The organism is Micromonospora sp. NBRC 110037 (assembly GCF_001652995.1).
In the GTDB taxonomy this organism is placed as follows: Bacteria; Actinomycetota; Actinomycetes; order Mycobacteriales; family Micromonosporaceae; genus Micromonospora; species Micromonospora chalcea.
The window spans coordinates 1,723,568-1,742,112 of the sequence record NZ_BBVA01000002.1 but is presented as its reverse complement, the minus strand read 5'-3'; the positions used below and the strand labels follow the sequence as shown (position 1 = coordinate 1,742,112).

Below are 18,545 nucleotides of genomic sequence, written 5' to 3'. Positions count from 1 at the left end.
AAACGTCACCGCGCGGTGGACACTTGCGGGTAGCTCGCACGGGGGACAGGCGCGGCGGTCGCGGCGTTTCGAGGGCGTGCCCTGAGCAGAACGGCTGGCCTCGCGACGGTCGCGGCGGGCAGGCTGCCGGCATGGCGACGGGCTTCGGCGGTGAGGTGGCGACCTACTACGCACGGCATCGGCGCGGCTATCCGCCCGAGGCGGTCGACGCGCTGGCGGCAGTCTTCGGTCTCGGTCCTGACGACACCGTCGTCGACCTCGGCTGCGGCACCGGTCAGTTGAGCATCCCGCTCGCCGACCGGGTGGGCGCTGTCGTCGGCATGGACCAGGAACCGGACATGCTGGCCATCGCCCGGCGTGCCGCCCTGGACCAGGGGACCGCCAACGCCACATGGGTGCTCGGCGGCGACAGTGACGTGCCCGCGTTGTCCCGGCTGCTCGGCGAGGGGAGTGTCGGTGCGCTGACCGTCGCCGTCGCCATTCACTTCATGGACCGCGACGCCCTCTTCGAGGCGGCACGGCCGTTGTTGCGCTCCGGCGGTGGCATCGCGGTCGTCACCAACGGCGAACCCCTGTGGATGCAGGACACCGAGTGGTCGATCGGGCTGCGCGGATGCCTGGAGCGGATGGTCGGCTACCCGGTCACCGGAAGATGCCAGACCGACGAGGATGGGCGTCGGCGCAACCGGGAGGCGCTCGTGGGGGCCGGATATCGGTACGAGGAGACGTCGGTGCGGTACGACGCCCCGCTCACTGTCGACGACATGGTCGGCGGTGTCTTCTCCGCTATGTCGGCCGAACGGCTGCCTACTTTGCATCAACGCGCGGAGTTCGCCGCCGACGTACGCGAGGCTCTCGGCGGGGTGGACGTGGTGACCGAGCGCGTCACCGTCCGGCTGCAGTGCGGGATCCTCGGCTCGTAGCCGATTCCCGACGGGGTTCAGCACGATGCCCACGACGCCGCACCACCAGCCCGTTCAACCCGCCGACGGCCGGCGGTGCTTCTCCCAGAGCGCGCGGTGTATGAAGTCGGGCGTGGTGCCGGGCGGGAAGTCCCGGTAACCCGACCGGGGCTCCCAGGCTGCGACAAGCAGGTCCAGGCCGTGCAGGAGAAGCACCGGCCAAGGGCTCACCGCGGTCAACTCGGTGAACAACCGTCGCGCCTCGTCACGCTGCACCTCGCCGTCCCGTCGGCTGTATCCGACGTCCCACACGACGCTGTACCCGTCGATGACGGACTCTTCCTCCGGCTCGTCGAGCGGATAGCTGTAACGGTTGACGGACAACTCGCCGCCGACGACGCCGGGCCGCCCGTCCGAGGCCGGCCGACTGAGGTACACCTTGCCCTCGTCGTCTCGGCTGAACTCCACGTGCATGCGGCTGGCGAGCTCTGCCGCCACACCCTCGGGGGCCAGGTCGGTGTGAATGAAGATGTGCTCGAAGGTGGACATGCGCCGCCCGGCTCCTAGGGAAGATCGATGATGTGGCCGTTGCCGAGAATGATGCGCACAGTCGCCGGCATCTGCTGGTCATGAACACGGGCCTGTCCTGCCGCCCGGCCGTAGCCTCGTCGCGCATCCTCCTCGGTCAAACCGACGTTACGACCGTCGAGAACCGCGACCCCGTCCGATCCTGCCTGTTCACCCGCCTCAAGGATATTCCGCCGCACGCTACTGCTGCCTGACCCGACCAGTGTCTTGAACTCGGTGATCACGCCGGGATCCTCCGGACCAGTCCGCACCATCGCATCGGGATTCTTCATCTTGTGAGCGTCGTCGATTCGTTCTCTCGGGTGCACCATGTCACCTTCGACCGCGAGGCGGTCCGCGATGGCCCGCTCCTTGTCCTCGAACAACCCGCGCGGATCGTGCACCCCCGGGCGGAACTCGTCGCCGAGTGGGCCGTGGTGTCGGCCCGGATCGAAGTCGGTGGGCCTCAACCCGTGCGGTCCGTCCGGTTTGGCGGATCCGCCACCCGGAGCCTCAGGCGAGCGACGACCCAGAAGGCGGCTCAGTGCCTCCTTCAGCTTCCCGATCAGCTCACCCAGCCGCCGCATCTCCGGCATCAGCCGCCGCAGACTCGCCAGCAACCCCCGCAGCAACCTCCCGATCCGCGCCGCCCACGACGCCACTGTCGTCGTCACCTGCTCCACCACGAGCGGCGTCGCCAGCCCCGCCGTGGCGACCAGTTCGGCCGCGTACACGATCAGGCGGGACACGCAGGCGGCGATGGCGTCGCGGACCAGCAGCCGCACGGCCGCGACCAGGCCGGCGGCGCCTTCGGTGATCGCGGCCATCGCCTCGGCGCCTTGCGCGAGCCCGGTGATTGCCTGCTGCTGTTCGCCCGCCCAGCGCCGGTAGCCGGTGGCGGCGGCGCCGGTCCAGCCGGCGACCTCGGTGCGTACGGCGTGGGCCAGATCGGCGGCGTCCTCGCGCAGGGACGCGGCGACGTTGCGCCAGGTCTGCGCGTGCGCGGTGATCTCGGCGGGGTCGCCGGCGAGCCAGTCGAGGGCTTCGCTGAGCGGCTTGACGTGTTCGATGAGCCAGGCGATGCCGTACTGGAGGAGTGCTCCGGCCGGGTCGGACACGAGCGCGAGCGCGTCGAGGCCGGCGCTGACCACGCCGAGGCTGCCGTCGATCCAGCTGCCGGTGCGGACGCCCTGGGCGATGAGTTCGATGTCCTCGCAGATCCACACGCCGGCCCAGGGACTCGGACCGGAGTCCGCCGCGGCGGCGACCAGTGGGTTCGTGGTCACCGCCGCTGCCGTACCCGGTCGAGCAGGTCGGCGGCGTGCGCGTCGGAGGCGCGGTAGCGCTCGGCGCTGGACCGCAGCTTCCCGGCGGTGTCGCGGACCGACGTGGCGGCGGTGCCGATGCCGTCGGTGAGCGTCCGCTGGAGACCGTCGAGCAGGACCGGCATGATCGCGCAGAGCTGCCCGTACGCGTCGGCGCCCAGCCTGACGTGCTGGCCGGCCTGCCGGGCGGTGTCGATGCTGTCGGCGCAGCGGCGGAGGTGTGCGGCGTGCGCGGTCAGGTCGTCGGGGTCGACCTGGAGGCCGTCACCGGGCGGCATCCGGCATGCCCGGGTCGGGGCCGAGCCGCCGCTGGTGGGACTCGACGATCGCCTGCCCGGCCGGGTCGTCCGCGCCGAGTGCCGCGGTGGTGGCCTCGGTGAGCCGTCGCAGCAGGTCGGCGCGGGCGTCCCGGGTGACGGCGAGAATCTGCCGGGCGGTGTGTGCGGCGGAGTGCTGCCGGACGCGTTCGTCCAGCCGCAGGTCGGCGAGCAGCCCGGACGAGTCGACGGTGACCTCGACCAGACCGTCGGCGCTGCGCGCGATGCCGGTCAGCGTCTGGGTGCGGGCGGACAGGTCGCGGGCCCGTGCCGCCCGATCGGCCAGGGACGACTCCCACTCGTCGAGCCGTCGTGCCGCCGCGTCCAGCGCGGCCTCGTCCGCCCACATCACGACCCTCCCCAGGGGACAGTGGTGAGCGCCACGCTACCAACCGATCGCGCTGCGTGTGTGCCCCGCCGAGGCATGTGAAGCGGTTCGGCCAGGCAACTGCCGCCGCGGCCGGTAACCGTCCTCAGTGAACCATGTCGCCGCCGTCCCGGTGGGCCACCCGGATGAGGGCCGCCACCGACCGGTCCACGTCCGCCTCCGTCGTGGTCGCGTTCGACACCGAGATCCGCATCAGCCGCCGCCCCCGCCACGTCGTCCCGCCCACCCAGCACGTCCCGTCGACCTGCGCGGCGGCCACCACCCGGTCGGTGCGCGCGTCGTCGCCGAACCCGACGAGCACCTGGTTGAGCACCACGTCGTTCACCACCTCGAACCCGGCTCCGGCGAGCCCGTCGGCGAACCGGCGCGCCAGCGCGCAGCACCGCTCGACAAGCGCGCCGACGCCGTCGCGGCCCAGCTCCCGCAGGCCCGCCCAGACCGCGAAACCCCGGGCGCGGCGCGAGGACTCCGCGGTCAGGTCCGCGCCCGCCGGCACACCACCGGAACCCACGAGGTACGCGGCCGCGAGCGACATGGCCGCCGTATGCGCGTCGGGCCGGGCGCAGAACGCGAACGCGCTGTCGTACGGCAGGTTCAGCCACTTGTGGCCGTCGCAGGCCCACGAGTCGGCGTTCTCCAGTCCGTCGACCAGGTGCCGGGTCGACGGGCTGGCAGCCGCCCACAGCCCGAACGCGCCGTCCACGTGCGCCCAGCCGCCGTACCGGTGGACCAGGTCGCAGGCCCGGCGCAGGTCGTCGCACGCGCCGGTGTTCACGTTGCCCGCCTGCAGGCAGACGATGGTCGGGCCGGGACCGGCGTCGCGCAGCGCGGCTTCCAGGGCGTCCGGGTCGATCGCGCCCTGCGGGCCGGTCGGCACCGCGTGCAGCGCGTCGGTGCCGAGGCCGAGCAGGCGCAGCGACCTGTCGATGGTGGCGTGCCGCTCAGCCCCGGCGAACACGCGTACCGCCGGCGCGCCGGACAGGCCGCGCCGCTCCACGTCCCAGCCGGCGTCGGCGAGCACCTGGTGGCGGGCGGCGGCGAGCCCGGCGGTGTTCGCCGCCTGCGCGCCGGTGACGAAGCCGACCGACGCGGTCGCCGGGATGCCCAGCAGGTCCTTCAGCCAGCCGCCGGCGGCCGTCTCGGCGGCCACGGCGGCGGGGGAGGTGACCGCGTTGAACGCGATCTGGTCCCAGCCGACGGCCAGCATGTCGGCGGCGGTGGCGGCGGGCGAGGCGCCGCCGACGACGAAGCCGAAGTAACGGGGGCCGGCGGTGGCGACCAGGCCCGGCTCGGCGGCGGGCACCAGGTCGGCGAGGACCTGCCCGGGCGGGGTGGGCGCGTCCGGCAACGGACCGGCGAACGCCTCGGTCAGCGCGGCCTGGTCCACGGGTACGCCGACCGGCCGGTCCGGCAGCGACAGCCGGTAGTCAGCCGCATGGTCGGCGGCGCGCCGCAATAGGTGCCTCAGCTCGTCCATCGCCGCACCCTAGCCCCGGTCGCCGCTCCCTTCGAGGGCGGCGTCGAGGCGGTCCAGGTGTGCGGCCACCGGCCCGACGGTGAGCAGACCGCTGCCCGCCCCGGCCACCTCGCCCGCCGCCGGGACGAGCGCGTCGCGCGCCCGGAGCGTCGCGTCCCGGTCCCCGAGCGCCACAGCGGCGCGGCCGGTGAGGCACCACAGCGCCTCCTGCAGCAGTTCACGCGGCGGCGCCGGGGTGCGGCGCAACGCCCTGGCTGCCTCGTCGCGCCGGTCGGCGGCGAGCAGCAGCAGCGGGCGCGTCCAGGGCGCGTACGGGCCCCAGTCGGTGTCGGCCGGGAAGTCGGCGGGCCGGTCGTGCCACACCCGCAGGCACAGCAGCGCCAGCGGCAGCAGCCCGCGTTCCACGCCGGGCATCCCGCAGCCGGCCAGCCCGGTCGCCCACGACCGGTACGCCGCCTCCGCATCCGGGTACGCGGCGCCGGTGGCGGCGGTCCGCATGGCCCGGTAGCCACCGGTGAACACACCGACGAGGGGGCTCTCGTGCCGGGCGGCGAGCCGGTCCGCCGCGTCGGCGTGCGCGTCGGCGGTGGTGAAGTCGGCGAGCGCGCTGCGCGCCTGCACGCGGATCAGGTGCCCGAGGATCTCCACTGTGGCCAGGCCGTGCCGGGCGGCGAGCGCGACCAGTTCGACGCCGACCGCGTCCCGCTGCGGGGCGAGCCCGGCCCGCTGGAACGTCTGCATGTAGACGCCGTTGAGCGCCTGGGCCAGCAGCGCCGGGTCGGCCACCCGCCGGGCGATCGCCTCCGCTTCCCGCGCGGACTGCGCCGGGCCGGGTGACGCCGTACCTCGGGACTCGATCGCGACGGTGGCCAGCAGCCGGGCGCGGGTCGCCTCCGGCGCGTCCGGGCCCAGCCCGGCGAGCGCCCGCTGTGCCGCCGCGACGACCCGGGCCGCCTGCGCCGGGTCGTCCGAGCGGGTCCAGATCGCGGGTACGTCGTACCCGCCGATGACCCGCGCCGTGAACTCCGGGTCGCCCAGTTGCTCGGCGGCGCTGATAGCCGCTTCGCGGTGGTCCCGGGCGGCCTCCAGTCCGCCCGGCCCGGTCACCGCGAGGCTGCGCAGCAGCCCGACAGTGGACTCCAGCCGGGCCCGCGCGCCGGGCACCACACTGCGCTCGTACGCCGCGGCGGTCTCGGCCCAGACGCGCGCCGCGCCGGTCGGTTCGGGTTCGGCCTGGCGCAGCAGGTCGGTCTCCAGCCGCCGCAGCCGGGGTCCGGGGTCCAGCCCGAGCTGGTCGCGCAGCAGCTCCCGGGCGCGGCGCAGCACGGCGAGCGCGTCGGCCTGCCGCCCGGCGCGGTAGAGCGCCGACGCCAGCAGCGCCCACCCGTCCTCCCGCCACGGGTACGCGGCGACGTACGCGTCGAGATCGGGTACGGCGTCGGCGGCCCGGTCCAGTGCCAGCAGCGCCTCGGCCCGCCGCTCGACGGCGGTGAGCCGGATCTGGTCGAGCCGGGACCGTTCGGCGTGCGCCCACGGCTGGTCGAAGTCGGCGTACGCGGGTCCGCGCCACCAGCCCAGCGCCTCGTCGAGCCGGTCGAGCGCGGCCCGGGGCAGCGCGTCGGCTGCCGCGTTGACGGTGTCCTCGAACCGCCAGGCGTCGACGGCGCCCGGGTCGGCGCGCAGCGCGTACCCCGGTCCCTCGGTGACCAGCAGCCGGGCCGGCTCGCGTGGCGGACGGCGCGGTTCCAGGCGGCGGCGCAGCGCCGCGACGAACGTGCGGACCGCGCCCACCGCGCCGGCCGGCGGGTCGTCCCACAGGTCGTCGACGATCTGCCCGACCGGCACCACCCGGCCCCGGGCGGCGACCAGCCGGGCCAGCACGGCCCGGTGCCGGGGCCCCTTCAGGTCGACCGGCTCACCCGCGTCGTCCCAGGCCGTGACCGGACCCAGCACACCGAAACCGACAGGCACCGACCCTCCTCGACAGCGGTCACCGTATCGCGCTCATCGGTTGCTCATCGGGCGCCGCCACGCTGGTCGGGTACGACGAGACGAAAGAGGGATCGAGATGAGCACCACCATCGCGGGATTCGACTACCAGCGCGTTCCGGTCGCCGAGGGCGTGACGCTGAACGTGGCGGTGGGCGGCTCCGGCAGCCCGGTCGTGCTGCTGCACGGCTTCCCGCAGACCCACCTGATGTGGCGGCACGTCGCCGCCGACCTGGCCGGCGAGCACACGGTGATCTGCCCGGACCTGCGCGGCTACGGCGAAAGCGACAAGCCGGCCGCGGACACCGAGGACACGTACAGCAAGCGGACCATGGCCGCCGACGTGGTGGCGCTGGCCCGCGCGCTCGGACATGAGCGGTTCGCGCTCGCCGGGCACGACCGGGGCGCCCTGGTGGCGGTCCGGGCCGGCCTCGACCACCCGGACACGGTCACCCACCTGGCGTCGCTCGACGTGCTGCCGACCCTCGACATGTGGGACGTGCTGCACGGCGTGCACGCGTCGGTGGCGTTCCACCTCTACCTGATGGCGCAGCCGCCCGGCCTGCCCGAGCAGATGATCGCGGCCAGCGCGGACGCGTTCTTCGGGCACTTCCTCGACGCCTGGGCGGGTGACCCGGCGGCGATGCCGGCGCAGGTGCGCGCCGAGTACCTGCGGGCCTCCCGGGAGGCGGTCGACTCGATCGTCGCCGACTACCGGGCGTCGGCCGGGATCGACGTGGCGCACGACCGGGCCGACCGGGACGCCGGGCGGCGGCTGGCCATGCCGGTCACCGTCATCCAGCAGGACTGGGGTGCCGCGCTGGGTTACGACGCGGCGGCGGTGTGGCGGGCCTGGGCGCCGGACCTGGAGCACCGCACCACCACCGCTGGGCACTTCATGGCCGAGGAGGCGCCGGGCGAGATCGCCGAGGCGCTGCGCGCGCTGCTGAAGCGCTAGGTACGGCGGTCCGGGCGCGCGCCACGCGCCCGGACCGGCCGCCCCCGTCCGCTCAGCCGGCCCGTCTCCGGACGTGCCACAGGCCGAGCGCCGCCAGCAGACCGGCCGCGCCGAGGTGCAGCGCCAGCTCGATCCACTGGAACGTCCAGAACCGGTGGTTCGGCTGGTAGGCCAGGTCCACGTGCAGGTCGAGCTTGCCGAGGCAGACCGCGGTGTCGCCGAACGTGCCGGTGGCGCCGGTACGCGGCGGGTCGCGGAAACAGGTGCCGAACACGGCGTCGGAGAGCTGCCGTCCGTCGGCGGTACGCAGCGGGCTGATGTCGGTGACCCAGGCGCCCGGCACGTCCAGTCCGCCGACGACCGGCGAGCCGGTGATGCTGCCGAGGTTGCGGGCCCGGTTGACAGTGTCGGCGGTCATCGGCACGGTGACCCGCTCCGGCGGCAAGTAGTGCGGGCGCAGCAGGTTCGGCACCGCGAGCTGCGCCAGCACCACGGCCAGGAACACCACTGCCATGGCTGGGAGGGTGCGGCGCAGCAGCAGCCCGGCGACGACGCCGAGGACGAGGCCGAACACGGCGTACCCGACCGGTGCGACGCCGCGCGCGCCGAACAGCACGGTGCTGAACCGGTCGCCCGCGACCCGGTCGACGGGCGAGGCCGCCCAGGTCAGCAGCGCGCCGAGCAGCCCGGCGACGAGCGCGGCGGCGGCCGACAGCACGGCGAGCTTGACCGCCAGCCAGCGGCGGCGCGGCACGCTCTGGTTCCACACCAGCCGGTGCGTGCCCTGCTCCAGTTCCCGTGCGACCAGCGGCGCGCCCCAGAACGCGCCGATCAGTGCGGGCAGCAGCGCGAACCCACCGGCGAGGAACAGCATGGTCTGCGCGTACCGGTCGGGCAGCCGGGCCGGGTCGGGCACGGCCCGGATGTCCGCGCCGAGGCGCAGCAGGTAGGCCCCGGCCAGCACCAGCAGGACCGCGCCGGCGAGCGCCGGGAGGCGGAACTGCCGCAGCGTCATCCGGATCATCCGGTCACCACCGGGTGGGCGGCGGCCCGGGACAGGTACGCCAGCACCAGCTCCTCCAGCGTGACCGGCGCGTCGTCGCGTACCGCCGGGCCCCGGACCACGACGCGGCCGGGCTCGGCCCAGACCACCTCGGCCCCGGCGGGCGCGGCGGCGGTCCGGTGGTGGGTGGCGAGCAGGTCCGTGACCGGCCCGGCCACCTGGACCCGGGCGGCGCAGAGCACGACCAGGTGGTCGCAGACCTGCGCCACGTCGCCGAGCAGGTGCGAGGAGAGCACCGCGCCGGCGCCGAGTTCCCGCACGAAGCCGGCCAGGCCGTGCATGAACTCGCGGCGCGCGAGGGGGTCCAGCGCGGCGGCCGGCTCGTCGAGGATGAGCAGGTCGGGGCGCTTCGCGGCGGCCAGCGCCAACGCCAGTTGCGCCCGCTGGCCGCCGGAGAGCCGGCCCGCCTTCTGCGCCGGATCGAGGCCGACCTCGTCGATCCGCCGCCGGGCCAGCGCCGCGTCCCAGGACGGGTTGAGCCAGGCGCCCATCCGCAGGTGCTCGGCGACGGTGAGGGAGGCGTAGACCGGTGTGTCCTGGGCGACGAATCCGACCCGGGCCAGGTGCGCGGCGTCGGCGGCCGGTGGTGCGCCGAGCACCGTCAACGTGCCGGAGGTGGGCGCGATCAGCCCGCAGGCGAGTTGCAGCAGCGTGGACTTGCCGGCGCCGTTGGGGCCGACCAGGCCGACCACGTGGCCGCGCGGCACGCTCAGGTCGCAGTCGGCAAGCGCGGTGCGGCGGCCGTACCGTTTGGTCAGCCGCTCGGCGTGCAGGGCGAGTGGTGGATGCATGCGGCTCATCCTGGGCACGGCGGGACCGGCGGGCATCGGTCCGGAGCACGGTCCGGCGCGCGGCCGACCCTACTTTCGGCCGGTTCGCGGCGGCCCGCGATCTCCTAGCGTGCTGGGCATGGCTGGTGAACGGTTCCCCCGGGTGGCGGCGACGGCGGGACTCGCCGTGGTGCTGCTCGCCGCGATCGGCGTCCAGGCGGTCGCGATCGCCGCGAGCTGGGGCCTGCGGTACTGGCTCGTGGGCGGCGCGGCCGCCGTCGTGGTCGGCGTGCTGGCTCTGGTACGCGACAGGCAGCGCGTCGTCACGGCCACTGCCGGGCTCGTCGTCGCCGGGTCGGCCGTCGCCGCCGCCCGGTTGTTCGACCTGCCGACCGAGCCGGGGCCCACGCTGGCGCTGGCGTCGGCGGTCCTGGTCGGATCGGCGGTACGCGCGTTGCCGCCGCTGCCCGCCGGCCTGATCGCCGCCGGTGGTCTCGTGGTGGCGGCTGGGGCGTGGGCGGTGGCCCGACCGGGCGCGGGCGGGTCCGGGGTGGTGGCGCTCAGCTGCCTGTGCTGGCTCGGCGGGGTCGCCACCGGGCTGAGCCTGCGGCTGCTCGACGAGCGGGCCCGGGCCACTGCCGAGCGGGTACGCCGCGACGAGCGACTGGAGCTGGCCCGGGAGCTGCACGACGTGGTGGCCCACCACGTCACCGGCATCGTGGTGCAGGCGCAGGCCGCCCACCTGGTCGGACGGCGGGATCCGGCGCGCGTCACGGAGTCGCTGGCCGGGATCGAGGAGGCCGGCGGCGAGGCGCTGCGGGCCATGCGCCGCGTGGTGGGGGTGCTGCGCGACACCGATGACGCGCCGCCGGCCTCGGCCGGTACCGAGCAGATCGAGGAGCTGGTCGAGCGGTTCCGCCGGCAGGGCCCGCCGGTGCGGCTGCGCCTACCGGGGGAGACGGCCTGGCCGCCGGAGGTCACCAGCACCGTGCACCGGATCGTCCGGGAGGCGCTGACCAACGTGGCCCGTCACGCCCCGCACGCCGGGCAGGTCACTGTGGACGTGGCGCGGGAGCCGGACGCGGTGGTGGTCGAGGTGACCGACGACGCGCCCGGCGGGCCCGCCGAACACCGGGGCGGATACGGCCTGGTCGGCCTGCGTGAGCGCGTCGAGGCCCTCGGCGGGACGCTGCGCGCCGGTCCCCGCCCCGACGGCGGATGGTCGGTGCGGGCCTCCGTGCCGTGCGGGAGGCCGTGATGGCGATCCGGGTGCTGCTCGCCGACGACCAGGCGATGGTCCGCGGCGGGTTGCGGCTCATCCTGGAGGACCAGCCCGACATCACAGTGGTCGCCGAGGCGTCTGACGGCGTCGACGCGGTCGCCCAGGCCCGCCGGCTGCGCCCGGACGTCTGCCTGGTGGACATCCGGATGCCGCGGCTCGACGGCCTCCAGGTGACCCGGGCGCTCGCCGGGCCCGAGGTGGCCGATCCGCTGCGGGTCGTCGTGGTCACCACGTTCGACCTGGACGAGTACGTCTACGGCGCGCTGCGCGGGGGAGCGGCCGGGTTCCTGCTCAAGGACGCCGGTCCGGCGCTGCTGGTGGAGGCGGTGCGGGCGGCGCACCAGGGCGACGCGCTCGTGTCCCCGTCGGTGACGGTCCGGCTGCTGCGGCACCTGGCCCCGCCCGCCCCGCCCCGCGACGAGCGCCGCCCGGCGCTGTCCGAGCGGGAGATCGAGGTGGTACGCGAGATCGCCCGGGGCCGTACGAACCTGGAGATCGGCGCGGAGCTGTTCATCTCGCTGAGCACCGTAAAGAGCCACGTCTCGGCCGTGCAGACCAAGCTCGGCCTGCGCAACCGTACCGAGATCGCGGTCTGGGCGTGGGAGCACCGCGTGGTCGACTGAACCGTTGGCGGACGCCATACCGTACGTTGTACGTTAGTGACTGTCGTCAACGGAGGGGGACAGACGTGGAACACGCGATCCTCGCGGAGGGCCTGCGCAAGCGGTACGGGGGCAACGTGGCGCTGGACGGATTCGACCTGCGCGTGCCACCGGGCACCGTGTGCGGGCTGCTCGGCCCGAACGGCGCCGGCAAGACCACAGCCGTACGCATCCTCGCCACGCTGCTGCGCTTCGACGCCGGGCGGGCCGAGGTCGCCGGCTACGACGTGGCCGGGCAGGCCGACCGGGTACGCCACCGCATCGGCCTGGTCGGCCAGCATCCGGCGGTGGACGAGGCGCTGAGCGGCCGGGAGAACCTGGTCATCTTCGGCCGCCTGTTCCACCTGGGCCGGGCCGGGGCGCGGCGGCGGGCGACCGAACTGCTCGACCGGTTCGGGCTCGCCGACGCCGCCGACCGGCCGGTACGCACGTACTCCGGTGGCATGCGCCGCCGCCTCGACCTGGCCGCCGGGATGATCCTCGCGCCGTCGGTGCTGTTCCTGGACGAGCCGACCACGGCGCTGGACCCGCGCGGGCGCAACGAGGTGTGGGAGGCGGTACGGGACCTGGTGCGCGGCGGCACCACGGTGCTGCTGACCACGCAGTACCTGGACGAGGCCGACCAGCTCGCCGACCGCGTCTGCGTGCTCGACGCTGGGCGGGTGATCGCCGAGGGCACCCCGGACGCGCTCAAGTCCCGCCTGGGCGGCGACCGGATCGAACTGGTCGTCCGCGACGCCGCCGACCTCGCCGCCGCCGCGAGTCGGCTGCGCGCGGTGGCCCGCTCCGAACCGGCTGTCGATCCGGACCGGCGGGCGGTCAGCGCCCAGGTCGGCGACCGGGCCGGCGCGCTGACCGAGGTGCTGCGCGCACTCGACGCCGACGGCGTGGGCGTCGCCGACGTGGCGCTGCGCCGGCCCACTCTGGACGAGGTGTTCCTCCAGCTCACCGCCACGTCGTCAGCCGCCCGCACCGGCGTGGAGGTGACCGCGTGACCGCGACGGTGAACCCGGCCCGGCGTGCGTCGCTGGCCGGTGACGGCCTGACGTTGACCGGGCGTGCGCTGGCGCACTGGCGGCGCGAGCCGGGCCCGCTGATCGGCTCGCTGGGCTTCGACATCCTGATGGTGCTGATGTTCGCGTACCTGTTCGGCGGCGCGCTCCAGGTACCAGGCGGCGGCAGCTACCGCGAGTTCCTGATGCCCGGCATGTTCGCCATGACCATGGTCTTCGGCATCAGCATGACCACCATGGCGGTCGCGGCGGACCTGGAGCGCGGTGTCACCGACCGGCTGCGGTCCATGCCGGTGTCGCGGCTGGCGCCGCTGCTCGGCCGCGCTGTCGCCGACCTGATGTTCGCGGTGGTGACGCTCGCCGTCATGCTGCTCGTCGGCTTGGCCGTCGGGTGGCGGGCACGCGGCGACCTCGGCGACACGCTCACCGCGTTCGGGCTGATCCTGCTGCTGCGGATCGCGCTGGTCTGGGTGGGCGTCTTCCTCGGCCTGACCGTGAAGGGACAGAGCGCGGTCACGGCCGTGCAGACGCTGGAGTTCCCGCTCGGTTTCCTGTCCAGCGCGTTCGTGGCGCCGTCCACCATGCCCGCGTGGCTGGGCGCGGTCGCCGAGTGGAACCCGCTGTCCGCCACCGTCGGCGCCACCCGGGAGCTGTTCGGCAACCCCGGCTGGGGCGGCGACTCCTGGGTGGCCGCGCATCACCCGCTGCTGGCGGTGCTCTGGCCGCTGGCGCTGATCGCCGTGTTCCTGCCGCTGTCGCTGCGCCGCTACCGGGCGCTCAGCCGCTGAGCCGGACCCCGGGGGCGTGCGTCGCCCCCGGGGCACGGGTCACGGCCCGGTGAGCACGACCAGCTCGCCGGTGGCCCGGGTCATCGCCACGTACCGGTCCACCGCGCCGGAGATGCCGTCGCCGAAGGACTCCGGGTCGACCAGCACCACCAGGTCGAACTCCAGCCCCTTCGCCAGCTCCGGCGTCAGCGACCGGACCCGGTCCGTCGCCGGGAACCCGGGATCGCCGATGACGCACGCGACGCCCTCGGGATGGGCGGCGAGCCAGCCGTCCACCACCGCGCGCAGCTCGGCGCGGTCGCCGTACCGCACGGGGGCGCCGTCGCGGATGGACGTGGGCACGTTGGCGTCCGGGAGCACGGCCCGGATCACCGGCTCGGCCGCCGCCATCACCTGCGCCGGGGTGCGGTAGTTGACGGTCAGCGTCGCCACCTCGACCCGGTCGAACCCGGCCCGCGTCAGCCGCTGCGGCCACGACTCGGTGAACCCGTGCCGCGCCTGCGCCCGGTCGCCGACCACTGTGAAGCTGCGCGACGGGCAGCGCGCCAGCAGCATCTGCCACTGCGCGTCGGTCAGCTCCTGCGCCTCGTCCACCACCACGTGCGCGAACGGCCCGGCCAGCAGGTCCGGATCGGCCACGCTCAACGCGCTGGAGTCGACCAGGCTGGTGCGCATGTCCTCGCCGTACAGCATGGTCATCAGACCCTCGCCGTCGTCGTAGGCGTGCGACGCGATCAGCGCGTCGACCACCGTGTCCATCTCGGCGCGCTGCGCGGCCAGCACCGCCTCGTCGCGGCGCCGCCGCAGCGACGCCTCCGGGTCGCCGACCCGCCGCCGGGCCGCGTCCAGCCACGGCAGGTCCGCGGCCGTCCAGGCCCGGGCGTCGGCCCGCCGCAGCGTACGGATCTCCTCGACGCTCAGCCAGGGCACGCACCGGCGCAGGTAGGCCGGCACCGACCACAGGTCGGCCACCACGTCGAGCGGGTCGAGCAGCGGCCACGCCCGGCCGAACGCGGTCACCAGTTCCCGGTCGCGTCCCAGTGCCCGGCGGACCGCCTCCTCCGGCTCGTCCCCGCGGTACTTCTCCACCAGGATCGTGAGCAGTTCCTCCCACACGTCGTCGCGGGCCTCGTTGTGCCCGACGCCCGGGCCGGCCGCCTCGAACGCCGTCGCCCAGTCGTCGGCGGTCAGCCGCAGCTCGGCGTCCCCGACCCCGACAGTCATCCCGGTCGCGGGCGGCTCCTCGTAGAACCGGACCGCGGCGTCGACAGCCCGCACGACGTCCGCCGACGCCTTCAGCCGGGCCACCTCCGGGTCGGTCTCCGGCGCCGCCGCCGCGCCCTCCGGCACCAGGTCGGCCAGGGTGCAGATCTGCACGTCCTCCTCGCCCAGGCTGGGCAGCACGTCGGAGACGTAGTTCAGGTACGGCTGGTGCGGCCCGACGACGAGGACCCCGCCGCGGCGCTCGCCGAGGCGCGGGTCGGCGTGCAGCAGGTACGCGGTGCGGTGCAGCGCCACCACCGTCTTGCCGGTGCCGGGACCGCCGTCCACCACCAGCGCGCCCCGGGAACCGGCCCGGATGATCGCGTCCTGGTCGGCCTGGATGGTGCCGAGCACGTCACGCATCCGCGCCGACCGGGTCGCGCCCAGGCTGGCGATGAACGCCGACTGGTCGTCCAGCGCGGCGTGCCCGGCCAGAGCGTCGGCGGTGAACACCTCGTCCCAGTAGTCGGTGATCCGCCCTCGGCTCCACCGGTACCGGCGGCGGCTGACCAGGCCCATCGGGTCGGCGTGGGTGGCGCCGAAGAACGGCTCGGCGGCGGGGGAGCGCCAGTCCAGCAGCAGTCGGCCGCCCGCGCCGTCGGTCAGGCCGAGCCGGCCCACGTACACCGGTTCGCCGCCGTCCGCGCCGACCATCCGGCCCAGGCACAGGTCCAGGCCGTAACGGCGCAGCGTACGCAGGCGCGCGCTCAGCCGCCGGACCTCCTGGTCCCGGTCGACGGCCTGCCGGCCCCGGCCGCCGGCGGACCGGCGCGTCGCGTCGAGCCGGTCGGTCAACTCGGCGATCGAGCGGCGCAGGCTGTCCGCGATGACGGCGAAGTGCCGCTCGTCGGCGGCGATCAGATCCGGGTCGGCCTTGGCCGACAGACGCTCGGGAAGATCGAAAACGCTGGTGGCAGGCAGATTCAACTCGTCTCCGATCACGGGCACGGCCGAGCCTCCGCTCTTCGCGGCTTTTCGAATGCCTCGGCAATGGGTTACGGCCGGCAATTCTGCGCCACCACCCGGGGCTTGCCGCAAGACCGGGGGTGCGCTATATGTTGGTAGTGGCGGGAGAACCCGCCATTCTTTTTGCCCGAACAATTCTCGTGGCTTTTGCCCGGCGTCCCGCCGACGGGCCGCGACCGGCGTGGCCGGTAGGATGACGGCACCATGTCGAAGGAGCGCCGGCGCAAGGCCGATCCCGCCCGCAGCCTGGCCCTTCTCTGGCGCACCCGGGAACCGGCCAGCCGTGGCGCCGGTCCCGGTCTCAGCGTCGACCGGATCGTGCGCACCGCGATCGAGATCGCCGACGCCGAGGGCATCGACGCGCTCACCATGCGCCGGGTCAGCGAGGCGCTCGGCGTGGGCACCATGTCCGTCTACACGTACGTGCCGGGAAAGGCGGAACTGCTCGACGTCATGGTGGACGCCGTTCTCGGTGACCTTCCACGCCCGGCCGACGTGCCGGGTGGCTGGCGGGGCCGGCTGGAACGGATCGCGCGGGACAATCTGGCGCTCTACCGGTCCCACCCGTGGCTGCTGCGCGCCGAGACGACCCGGCCGGTGCTCGGCCCGAACGTGCTCGCGAAGTACGACTACGAGCTGCGCGCCGTCGCGGACATCGGGCTCGACGACGTGGAGATGGACGCGGTGCTCACGCTCGTGCTGGGGCACGCCAAGAGCGCGGCGCGGGTCGCGCTGGACGTGGCCGAGCTGGAACGTGAGACCGGGATGACCGACGACCAGTGGTGGCAGACGCACGGGCCCTGGCTGGAGAAGTTCATGACCGCCGGCAGTTTCCCGCTCGCCGCGCGGGTCGGCACGGCCGCGGGCATGGCGCACGGCGCGGCGTACGGGCCGGATCACGCCTTCGAGTTCGGTCTGCAGCGGGTGCTCGACGGCATCTCGGTGGTGGTCGCCGAACGTGCCGCGGGTGAGCCGGAGCCCAGGAAGACCTTGTAATCCTACTTGTTAAGTAGGAAACTCTCCGTGGGGTCGATGAGCCCTCGGCTGCCCTCCCTCGCCCGCGCGTACCCGTAGGAGCCCTCCATGAGCAACGCGCCCACGCCACCCGAACCGCCCACCGCAGGCACGTCCCGGCTCGCCTTCAGCGAGGACTGGGCCGCCACTGTCCTCGGCCTCGCGCTGCTGCTCCTGGTGCTGGTCGGCGCCATCCCCGCCGGGCTGGTGCCGTGATGGCCGCCGCACCGGAGCCCGCCGTTCGCAGCACCGCCGCCGGGCCGTCCGCGGCCTCCACCGCGGACGCCCCAGCCGCCGCGACCTCAGTGGACCGACCGGACGGTACGCGCGCGGACGCGCCGCCCCCGGCCGACCTGCGCTCCGGCGCGTTCTGGGCCTGGACCGCCGTGGGTCTGCTGGTGGTGCTCGGGCTGGCCGCGCTCACCCGCTACCTGGAACAGAACGTGCCGGTCTGGGCCGAGGGCAGCGCGGTCGAGGAGGTGGCCGCCGCGATCGAGTACCCGGTCTACGCGATCCTGCTCGGCCTGCTCGGCAACCTGGTGGTCACCGTGACCGGCCTGCGCGACCGGATCTCCGCCGCGTTCCGGACCGAGTTCTTCATCAAGACCGGCCTGGTGCTGCTCGGCGCCTCGATCAACCTCGCCGTCATCGCGAGCGCCGCCGGTCCCGCCATCGCCCAGGCGCTGCTGCTGATCAGCGGCGTGTTCCTGTTCACCTGGTGGCTGGCCGGGCGCTTCGGCCTGGACGACAAACTGCGGGCGCTGCTCGCCTCGGCCGTGTCGATCTGCGGGGTGAGCGCCGCGATCGCCGCCGCCGGCGCGGTCCGGGCACGCCGGGAACAGCTCGCGTACACGGCCAGCCTGGTCATCGCGTTCGCGTTGCCGTCGATCTTCCTGCTGCCGTGGCTGGCCGACGTGCTCGGCCTCTCCGACGCGGTCGCCGGTGCCTGGATCGGCGGCAACATCGACACCACCGCCGCCGTCACCGCGGCGGGCGCGCTCGCCGGTGAGGACGCGCTCCAGATCGCCAGCATCGTCAAGGTCACCCAGAACGCGCTGATGGGCGTGGTCGCGGTGGCCCTCACCGCGTACTTCGCGCTGCGCGTGGAGCGCCGCCCGGACACCCCGCGGCCGGGGCTCGGCGAGCTGTGGCGGCGGTTCCCGAAGTTCGTCCTCGGGTTCGTCGCCGCCTCGGTGATCGCCACCTGGTACCTCGACGTCGCCGGGGCGGACGGCAAGGCCACCTTGGCGATCGTCACCGACCTGCGGGTCTGGTTCCTCATCGTGGCCTTCGTCAGCATCGGCCTGGAGGTCCGCGTGTCGTCGCTGCGCGAGGCCGGCTGGCGGCCGGTCACCGTGTTCGGCGCGGCCACCGTGTTCAACCTGGTGCTCGCGCTCGGGCTGGCGTCGGTGCTGTTCCACGGCTTCACGGTCTGACCGGCTGGACCTGGGCTCGTCGAGCTGGCCGGTGATGTCCCGGGCCCGGCACGTCGCGGTGCACCTGCTCGGGCACGGCCGGCACGAGGTGGCCCGGACGTTCGCCGCCAGCGGGATCGACAGGTTCGCCGAGCCGACCCGCTGGCGGCCCGGCCCGGAAGGGGTGCCGGTCCTCGACGACACACTGGCCTGGCTGCTGTGCCGGGTGGTGGACCGGGTCGTCGTCGGGGACCACGCCGTCGTGCTGGCCGAGCCGGAGCTGCTGCGGCACGCCGACGTCGGGTCGCCGCTGCTCTACCACCGGGGCCGGTACGCGGACCTGGCCGACACGACCGACCCCGGCGACCGCCGCTGCGCCGCCTGAC

18 protein-coding genes and 1 pseudogene are annotated in these 18,545 nt (G+C 74.5%); 10 read left to right on the top strand and 9 right to left on the bottom strand.

Annotated elements, in window-relative coordinates; genetic code table 11:
* Window positions 1–131: 131 nt before the first annotated feature.
* Entirely contained in the window at window positions 132–923 is a 792-nt protein-coding gene (locus tag A4R25_RS06970; protein WP_064446031.1) for a class I SAM-dependent methyltransferase, read from the top strand.
* A 54-nt stretch (window positions 924–977) separates the two neighbouring features.
* On the opposite strand, the gene A4R25_RS06965 is transcribed toward A4R25_RS06970, so the two are convergent.
* From A4R25_RS06965 to A4R25_RS06940, 6 genes are all read right to left on the bottom strand, one after another.
* A complete protein-coding gene (locus A4R25_RS06965) occupies window positions 978–1,451 on the bottom strand; it encodes a hypothetical protein (RefSeq protein WP_043324199.1) in 474 nt (157 codons plus the stop codon).
* Between the two features lie 14 nt (window positions 1,452–1,465).
* A complete protein-coding gene (locus tag A4R25_RS31735) occupies window positions 1,466–2,755 on the bottom strand; it encodes a hypothetical protein (RefSeq protein ID WP_231915443.1) in 1,290 nt (429 codons plus the stop codon).
* A complete protein-coding gene (locus A4R25_RS06955) occupies window positions 2,752–3,072 on the bottom strand; it encodes a type VII secretion target (protein WP_043324197.1) in 321 nt (106 codons plus the stop codon). The genes A4R25_RS31735 and A4R25_RS06955 overlap by 4 nt, the downstream gene beginning before the upstream one ends.
* Window positions 3,059–3,460 (bottom strand): YbaB/EbfC family nucleoid-associated protein, encoded by a 402-nt coding sequence (locus tag A4R25_RS06950; protein WP_064446030.1) that lies wholly within the window; start codon window positions 3,458–3,460, stop codon window positions 3,059–3,061. The genes A4R25_RS06955 and A4R25_RS06950 overlap by 14 nt, the downstream gene beginning before the upstream one ends.
* Window positions 3,461–3,584: 124 nt before the next feature.
* Complete coding sequence (locus A4R25_RS06945; RefSeq protein ID WP_064446029.1) at window positions 3,585–4,976, bottom strand: pyridoxal-dependent decarboxylase; 1,392 nt, start codon at window positions 4,974–4,976, stop codon at window positions 3,585–3,587.
* Between the two features lie 9 nt (window positions 4,977–4,985).
* The gene (locus A4R25_RS06940) at window positions 4,986–6,947 is read right to left on the bottom strand and encodes a BTAD domain-containing putative transcriptional regulator (RefSeq protein WP_064446028.1); all 1,962 of its coding nucleotides are present in this window, start codon (window positions 6,945–6,947) and stop codon (window positions 4,986–4,988) included.
* Between the two features lie 97 nt (window positions 6,948–7,044).
* On the opposite strand from A4R25_RS06940, the gene A4R25_RS06935 reads away from it, so the two are divergent.
* A complete protein-coding gene (locus tag A4R25_RS06935; RefSeq protein WP_064446027.1) occupies window positions 7,045–7,923 on the top strand; it encodes an alpha/beta fold hydrolase in 879 nt (292 codons plus the stop codon).
* A 52-nt stretch (window positions 7,924–7,975) separates the two neighbouring features.
* On the opposite strand, the gene A4R25_RS06930 is transcribed toward A4R25_RS06935, so the two are convergent.
* Window positions 7,976–8,947, bottom strand: coding sequence for an ABC transporter permease subunit (locus A4R25_RS06930; protein ID WP_064446026.1), 972 nt, complete (start codon window positions 8,945–8,947; stop codon window positions 7,976–7,978).
* Entirely contained in the window at window positions 8,944–9,777 is an 834-nt protein-coding gene (locus tag A4R25_RS06925) for an ABC transporter ATP-binding protein (RefSeq protein ID WP_064446025.1), read from the bottom strand. The genes A4R25_RS06930 and A4R25_RS06925 overlap by 4 nt, the downstream gene beginning before the upstream one ends.
* A gap of 118 nt (window positions 9,778–9,895) precedes the next feature.
* Here A4R25_RS06925 and A4R25_RS06920 point away from each other — a divergent pair, with 118 nt between their 5' ends.
* From A4R25_RS06920 to A4R25_RS06905, 4 genes are all read left to right on the top strand, one after another.
* Window positions 9,896–11,014 (top strand): sensor histidine kinase, encoded by a 1,119-nt coding sequence (locus tag A4R25_RS06920; RefSeq protein ID WP_064446502.1) that lies wholly within the window; start codon window positions 9,896–9,898, stop codon window positions 11,012–11,014.
* The gene (locus A4R25_RS06915) at window positions 11,014–11,661 is read left to right on the top strand and encodes a response regulator transcription factor (protein ID WP_064446501.1); all 648 of its coding nucleotides are present in this window, start codon (window positions 11,014–11,016) and stop codon (window positions 11,659–11,661) included. The genes A4R25_RS06920 and A4R25_RS06915 overlap by 1 nt, the downstream gene beginning before the upstream one ends.
* Window positions 11,662–11,726: 65 nt before the next feature.
* Complete coding sequence (locus A4R25_RS06910; protein ID WP_064446024.1) at window positions 11,727–12,695, top strand: ATP-binding cassette domain-containing protein; 969 nt, start codon at window positions 11,727–11,729, stop codon at window positions 12,693–12,695.
* Window positions 12,692–13,501: an ABC transporter permease gene (locus A4R25_RS06905; RefSeq protein WP_064446023.1), complete on the top strand. Its 810-nt coding sequence runs from the start codon at window positions 12,692–12,694 to the stop codon at window positions 13,499–13,501. The genes A4R25_RS06910 and A4R25_RS06905 overlap by 4 nt, the downstream gene beginning before the upstream one ends.
* 39 nt (window positions 13,502–13,540) lie before the next feature.
* Here the strand turns inward: A4R25_RS06905 and helR are convergent, their stop codons facing one another.
* Window positions 13,541–15,712 carry an RNA polymerase recycling motor ATPase HelR gene (gene helR, locus A4R25_RS06900; protein ID WP_082930925.1) on the bottom strand — a complete coding sequence of 724 codons (2,172 nt, stop codon included), beginning with the start codon at window positions 15,710–15,712 and terminating at the stop codon, window positions 13,541–13,543.
* Window positions 15,713–15,934: 222 nt separating this feature from the next.
* On the opposite strand from helR, the gene A4R25_RS06895 reads away from it, so the two are divergent.
* The 4 genes and pseudogenes from A4R25_RS06895 to A4R25_RS06885 form a co-directional block, all read left to right on the top strand.
* Window positions 15,935–16,726: a TetR/AcrR family transcriptional regulator gene (locus A4R25_RS06895; RefSeq protein ID WP_064446022.1), complete on the top strand. Its 792-nt coding sequence runs from the start codon at window positions 15,935–15,937 to the stop codon at window positions 16,724–16,726.
* An 87-nt stretch (window positions 16,727–16,813) separates the two neighbouring features.
* A complete protein-coding gene (locus A4R25_RS31400; protein WP_166456277.1) occupies window positions 16,814–16,960 on the top strand; it encodes a hypothetical protein in 147 nt (48 codons plus the stop codon).
* The gene (locus tag A4R25_RS06890; RefSeq protein WP_082930924.1) at window positions 16,960–18,180 is read left to right on the top strand and encodes a YeiH family protein; all 1,221 of its coding nucleotides are present in this window, start codon (window positions 16,960–16,962) and stop codon (window positions 18,178–18,180) included. The genes A4R25_RS31400 and A4R25_RS06890 overlap by 1 nt, the downstream gene beginning before the upstream one ends.
* Window positions 18,152–18,544 (top strand): annotated as a pseudogene (locus A4R25_RS06885) (flavin reductase family protein); the annotation flags it as partial. The gene A4R25_RS06890 and the pseudogene A4R25_RS06885, both read left to right, overlap by 29 nt.
* Window position 18,545: the final 1 nt, after the last annotated feature.

Excerpts from the sequence above, each read along its gene's own strand:
- A4R25_RS06970 (WP_064446031.1), top strand. The coding sequence starts at position 132 with ATGGCGACGGGCTTCGGCGGTGAGGTGGCGACCTACTACGCACGGCAT.
- A4R25_RS06965 (WP_043324199.1), bottom strand. The coding sequence starts at position 1,451 with ATGTCCACCTTCGAGCACATCTTCATTCACACCGACCTGGCCCCCGAG.
- A4R25_RS06955 (WP_043324197.1), bottom strand. The coding sequence starts at position 3,072 with ATGCCGCCCGGTGACGGCCTCCAGGTCGACCCCGACGACCTGACCGCG.
- A4R25_RS06950 (WP_064446030.1), bottom strand. The coding sequence starts at position 3,460 with ATGTGGGCGGACGAGGCCGCGCTGGACGCGGCGGCACGACGGCTCGAC.
- A4R25_RS06945 (WP_064446029.1), bottom strand. The coding sequence starts at position 4,976 with ATGGACGAGCTGAGGCACCTATTGCGGCGCGCCGCCGACCATGCGGCT.
- A4R25_RS06935 (WP_064446027.1), top strand. The coding sequence starts at position 7,045 with ATGAGCACCACCATCGCGGGATTCGACTACCAGCGCGTTCCGGTCGCC.
- A4R25_RS06930 (WP_064446026.1), bottom strand. The coding sequence starts at position 8,947 with ATGATCCGGATGACGCTGCGGCAGTTCCGCCTCCCGGCGCTCGCCGGC.
- A4R25_RS06925 (WP_064446025.1), bottom strand. The coding sequence starts at position 9,777 with ATGCATCCACCACTCGCCCTGCACGCCGAGCGGCTGACCAAACGGTAC.
- A4R25_RS06920 (WP_064446502.1), top strand. The coding sequence starts at position 9,896 with ATGGCTGGTGAACGGTTCCCCCGGGTGGCGGCGACGGCGGGACTCGCC.
- A4R25_RS06915 (WP_064446501.1), top strand. The coding sequence starts at position 11,014 with ATGGCGATCCGGGTGCTGCTCGCCGACGACCAGGCGATGGTCCGCGGC.
- A4R25_RS06895 (WP_064446022.1), top strand. The coding sequence starts at position 15,935 with ATGTCGAAGGAGCGCCGGCGCAAGGCCGATCCCGCCCGCAGCCTGGCC.
- A4R25_RS31400 (WP_166456277.1), top strand. The coding sequence starts at position 16,814 with ATGAGCAACGCGCCCACGCCACCCGAACCGCCCACCGCAGGCACGTCC.
- A4R25_RS06890 (WP_082930924.1), top strand. The coding sequence starts at position 16,960 with ATGGCCGCCGCACCGGAGCCCGCCGTTCGCAGCACCGCCGCCGGGCCG.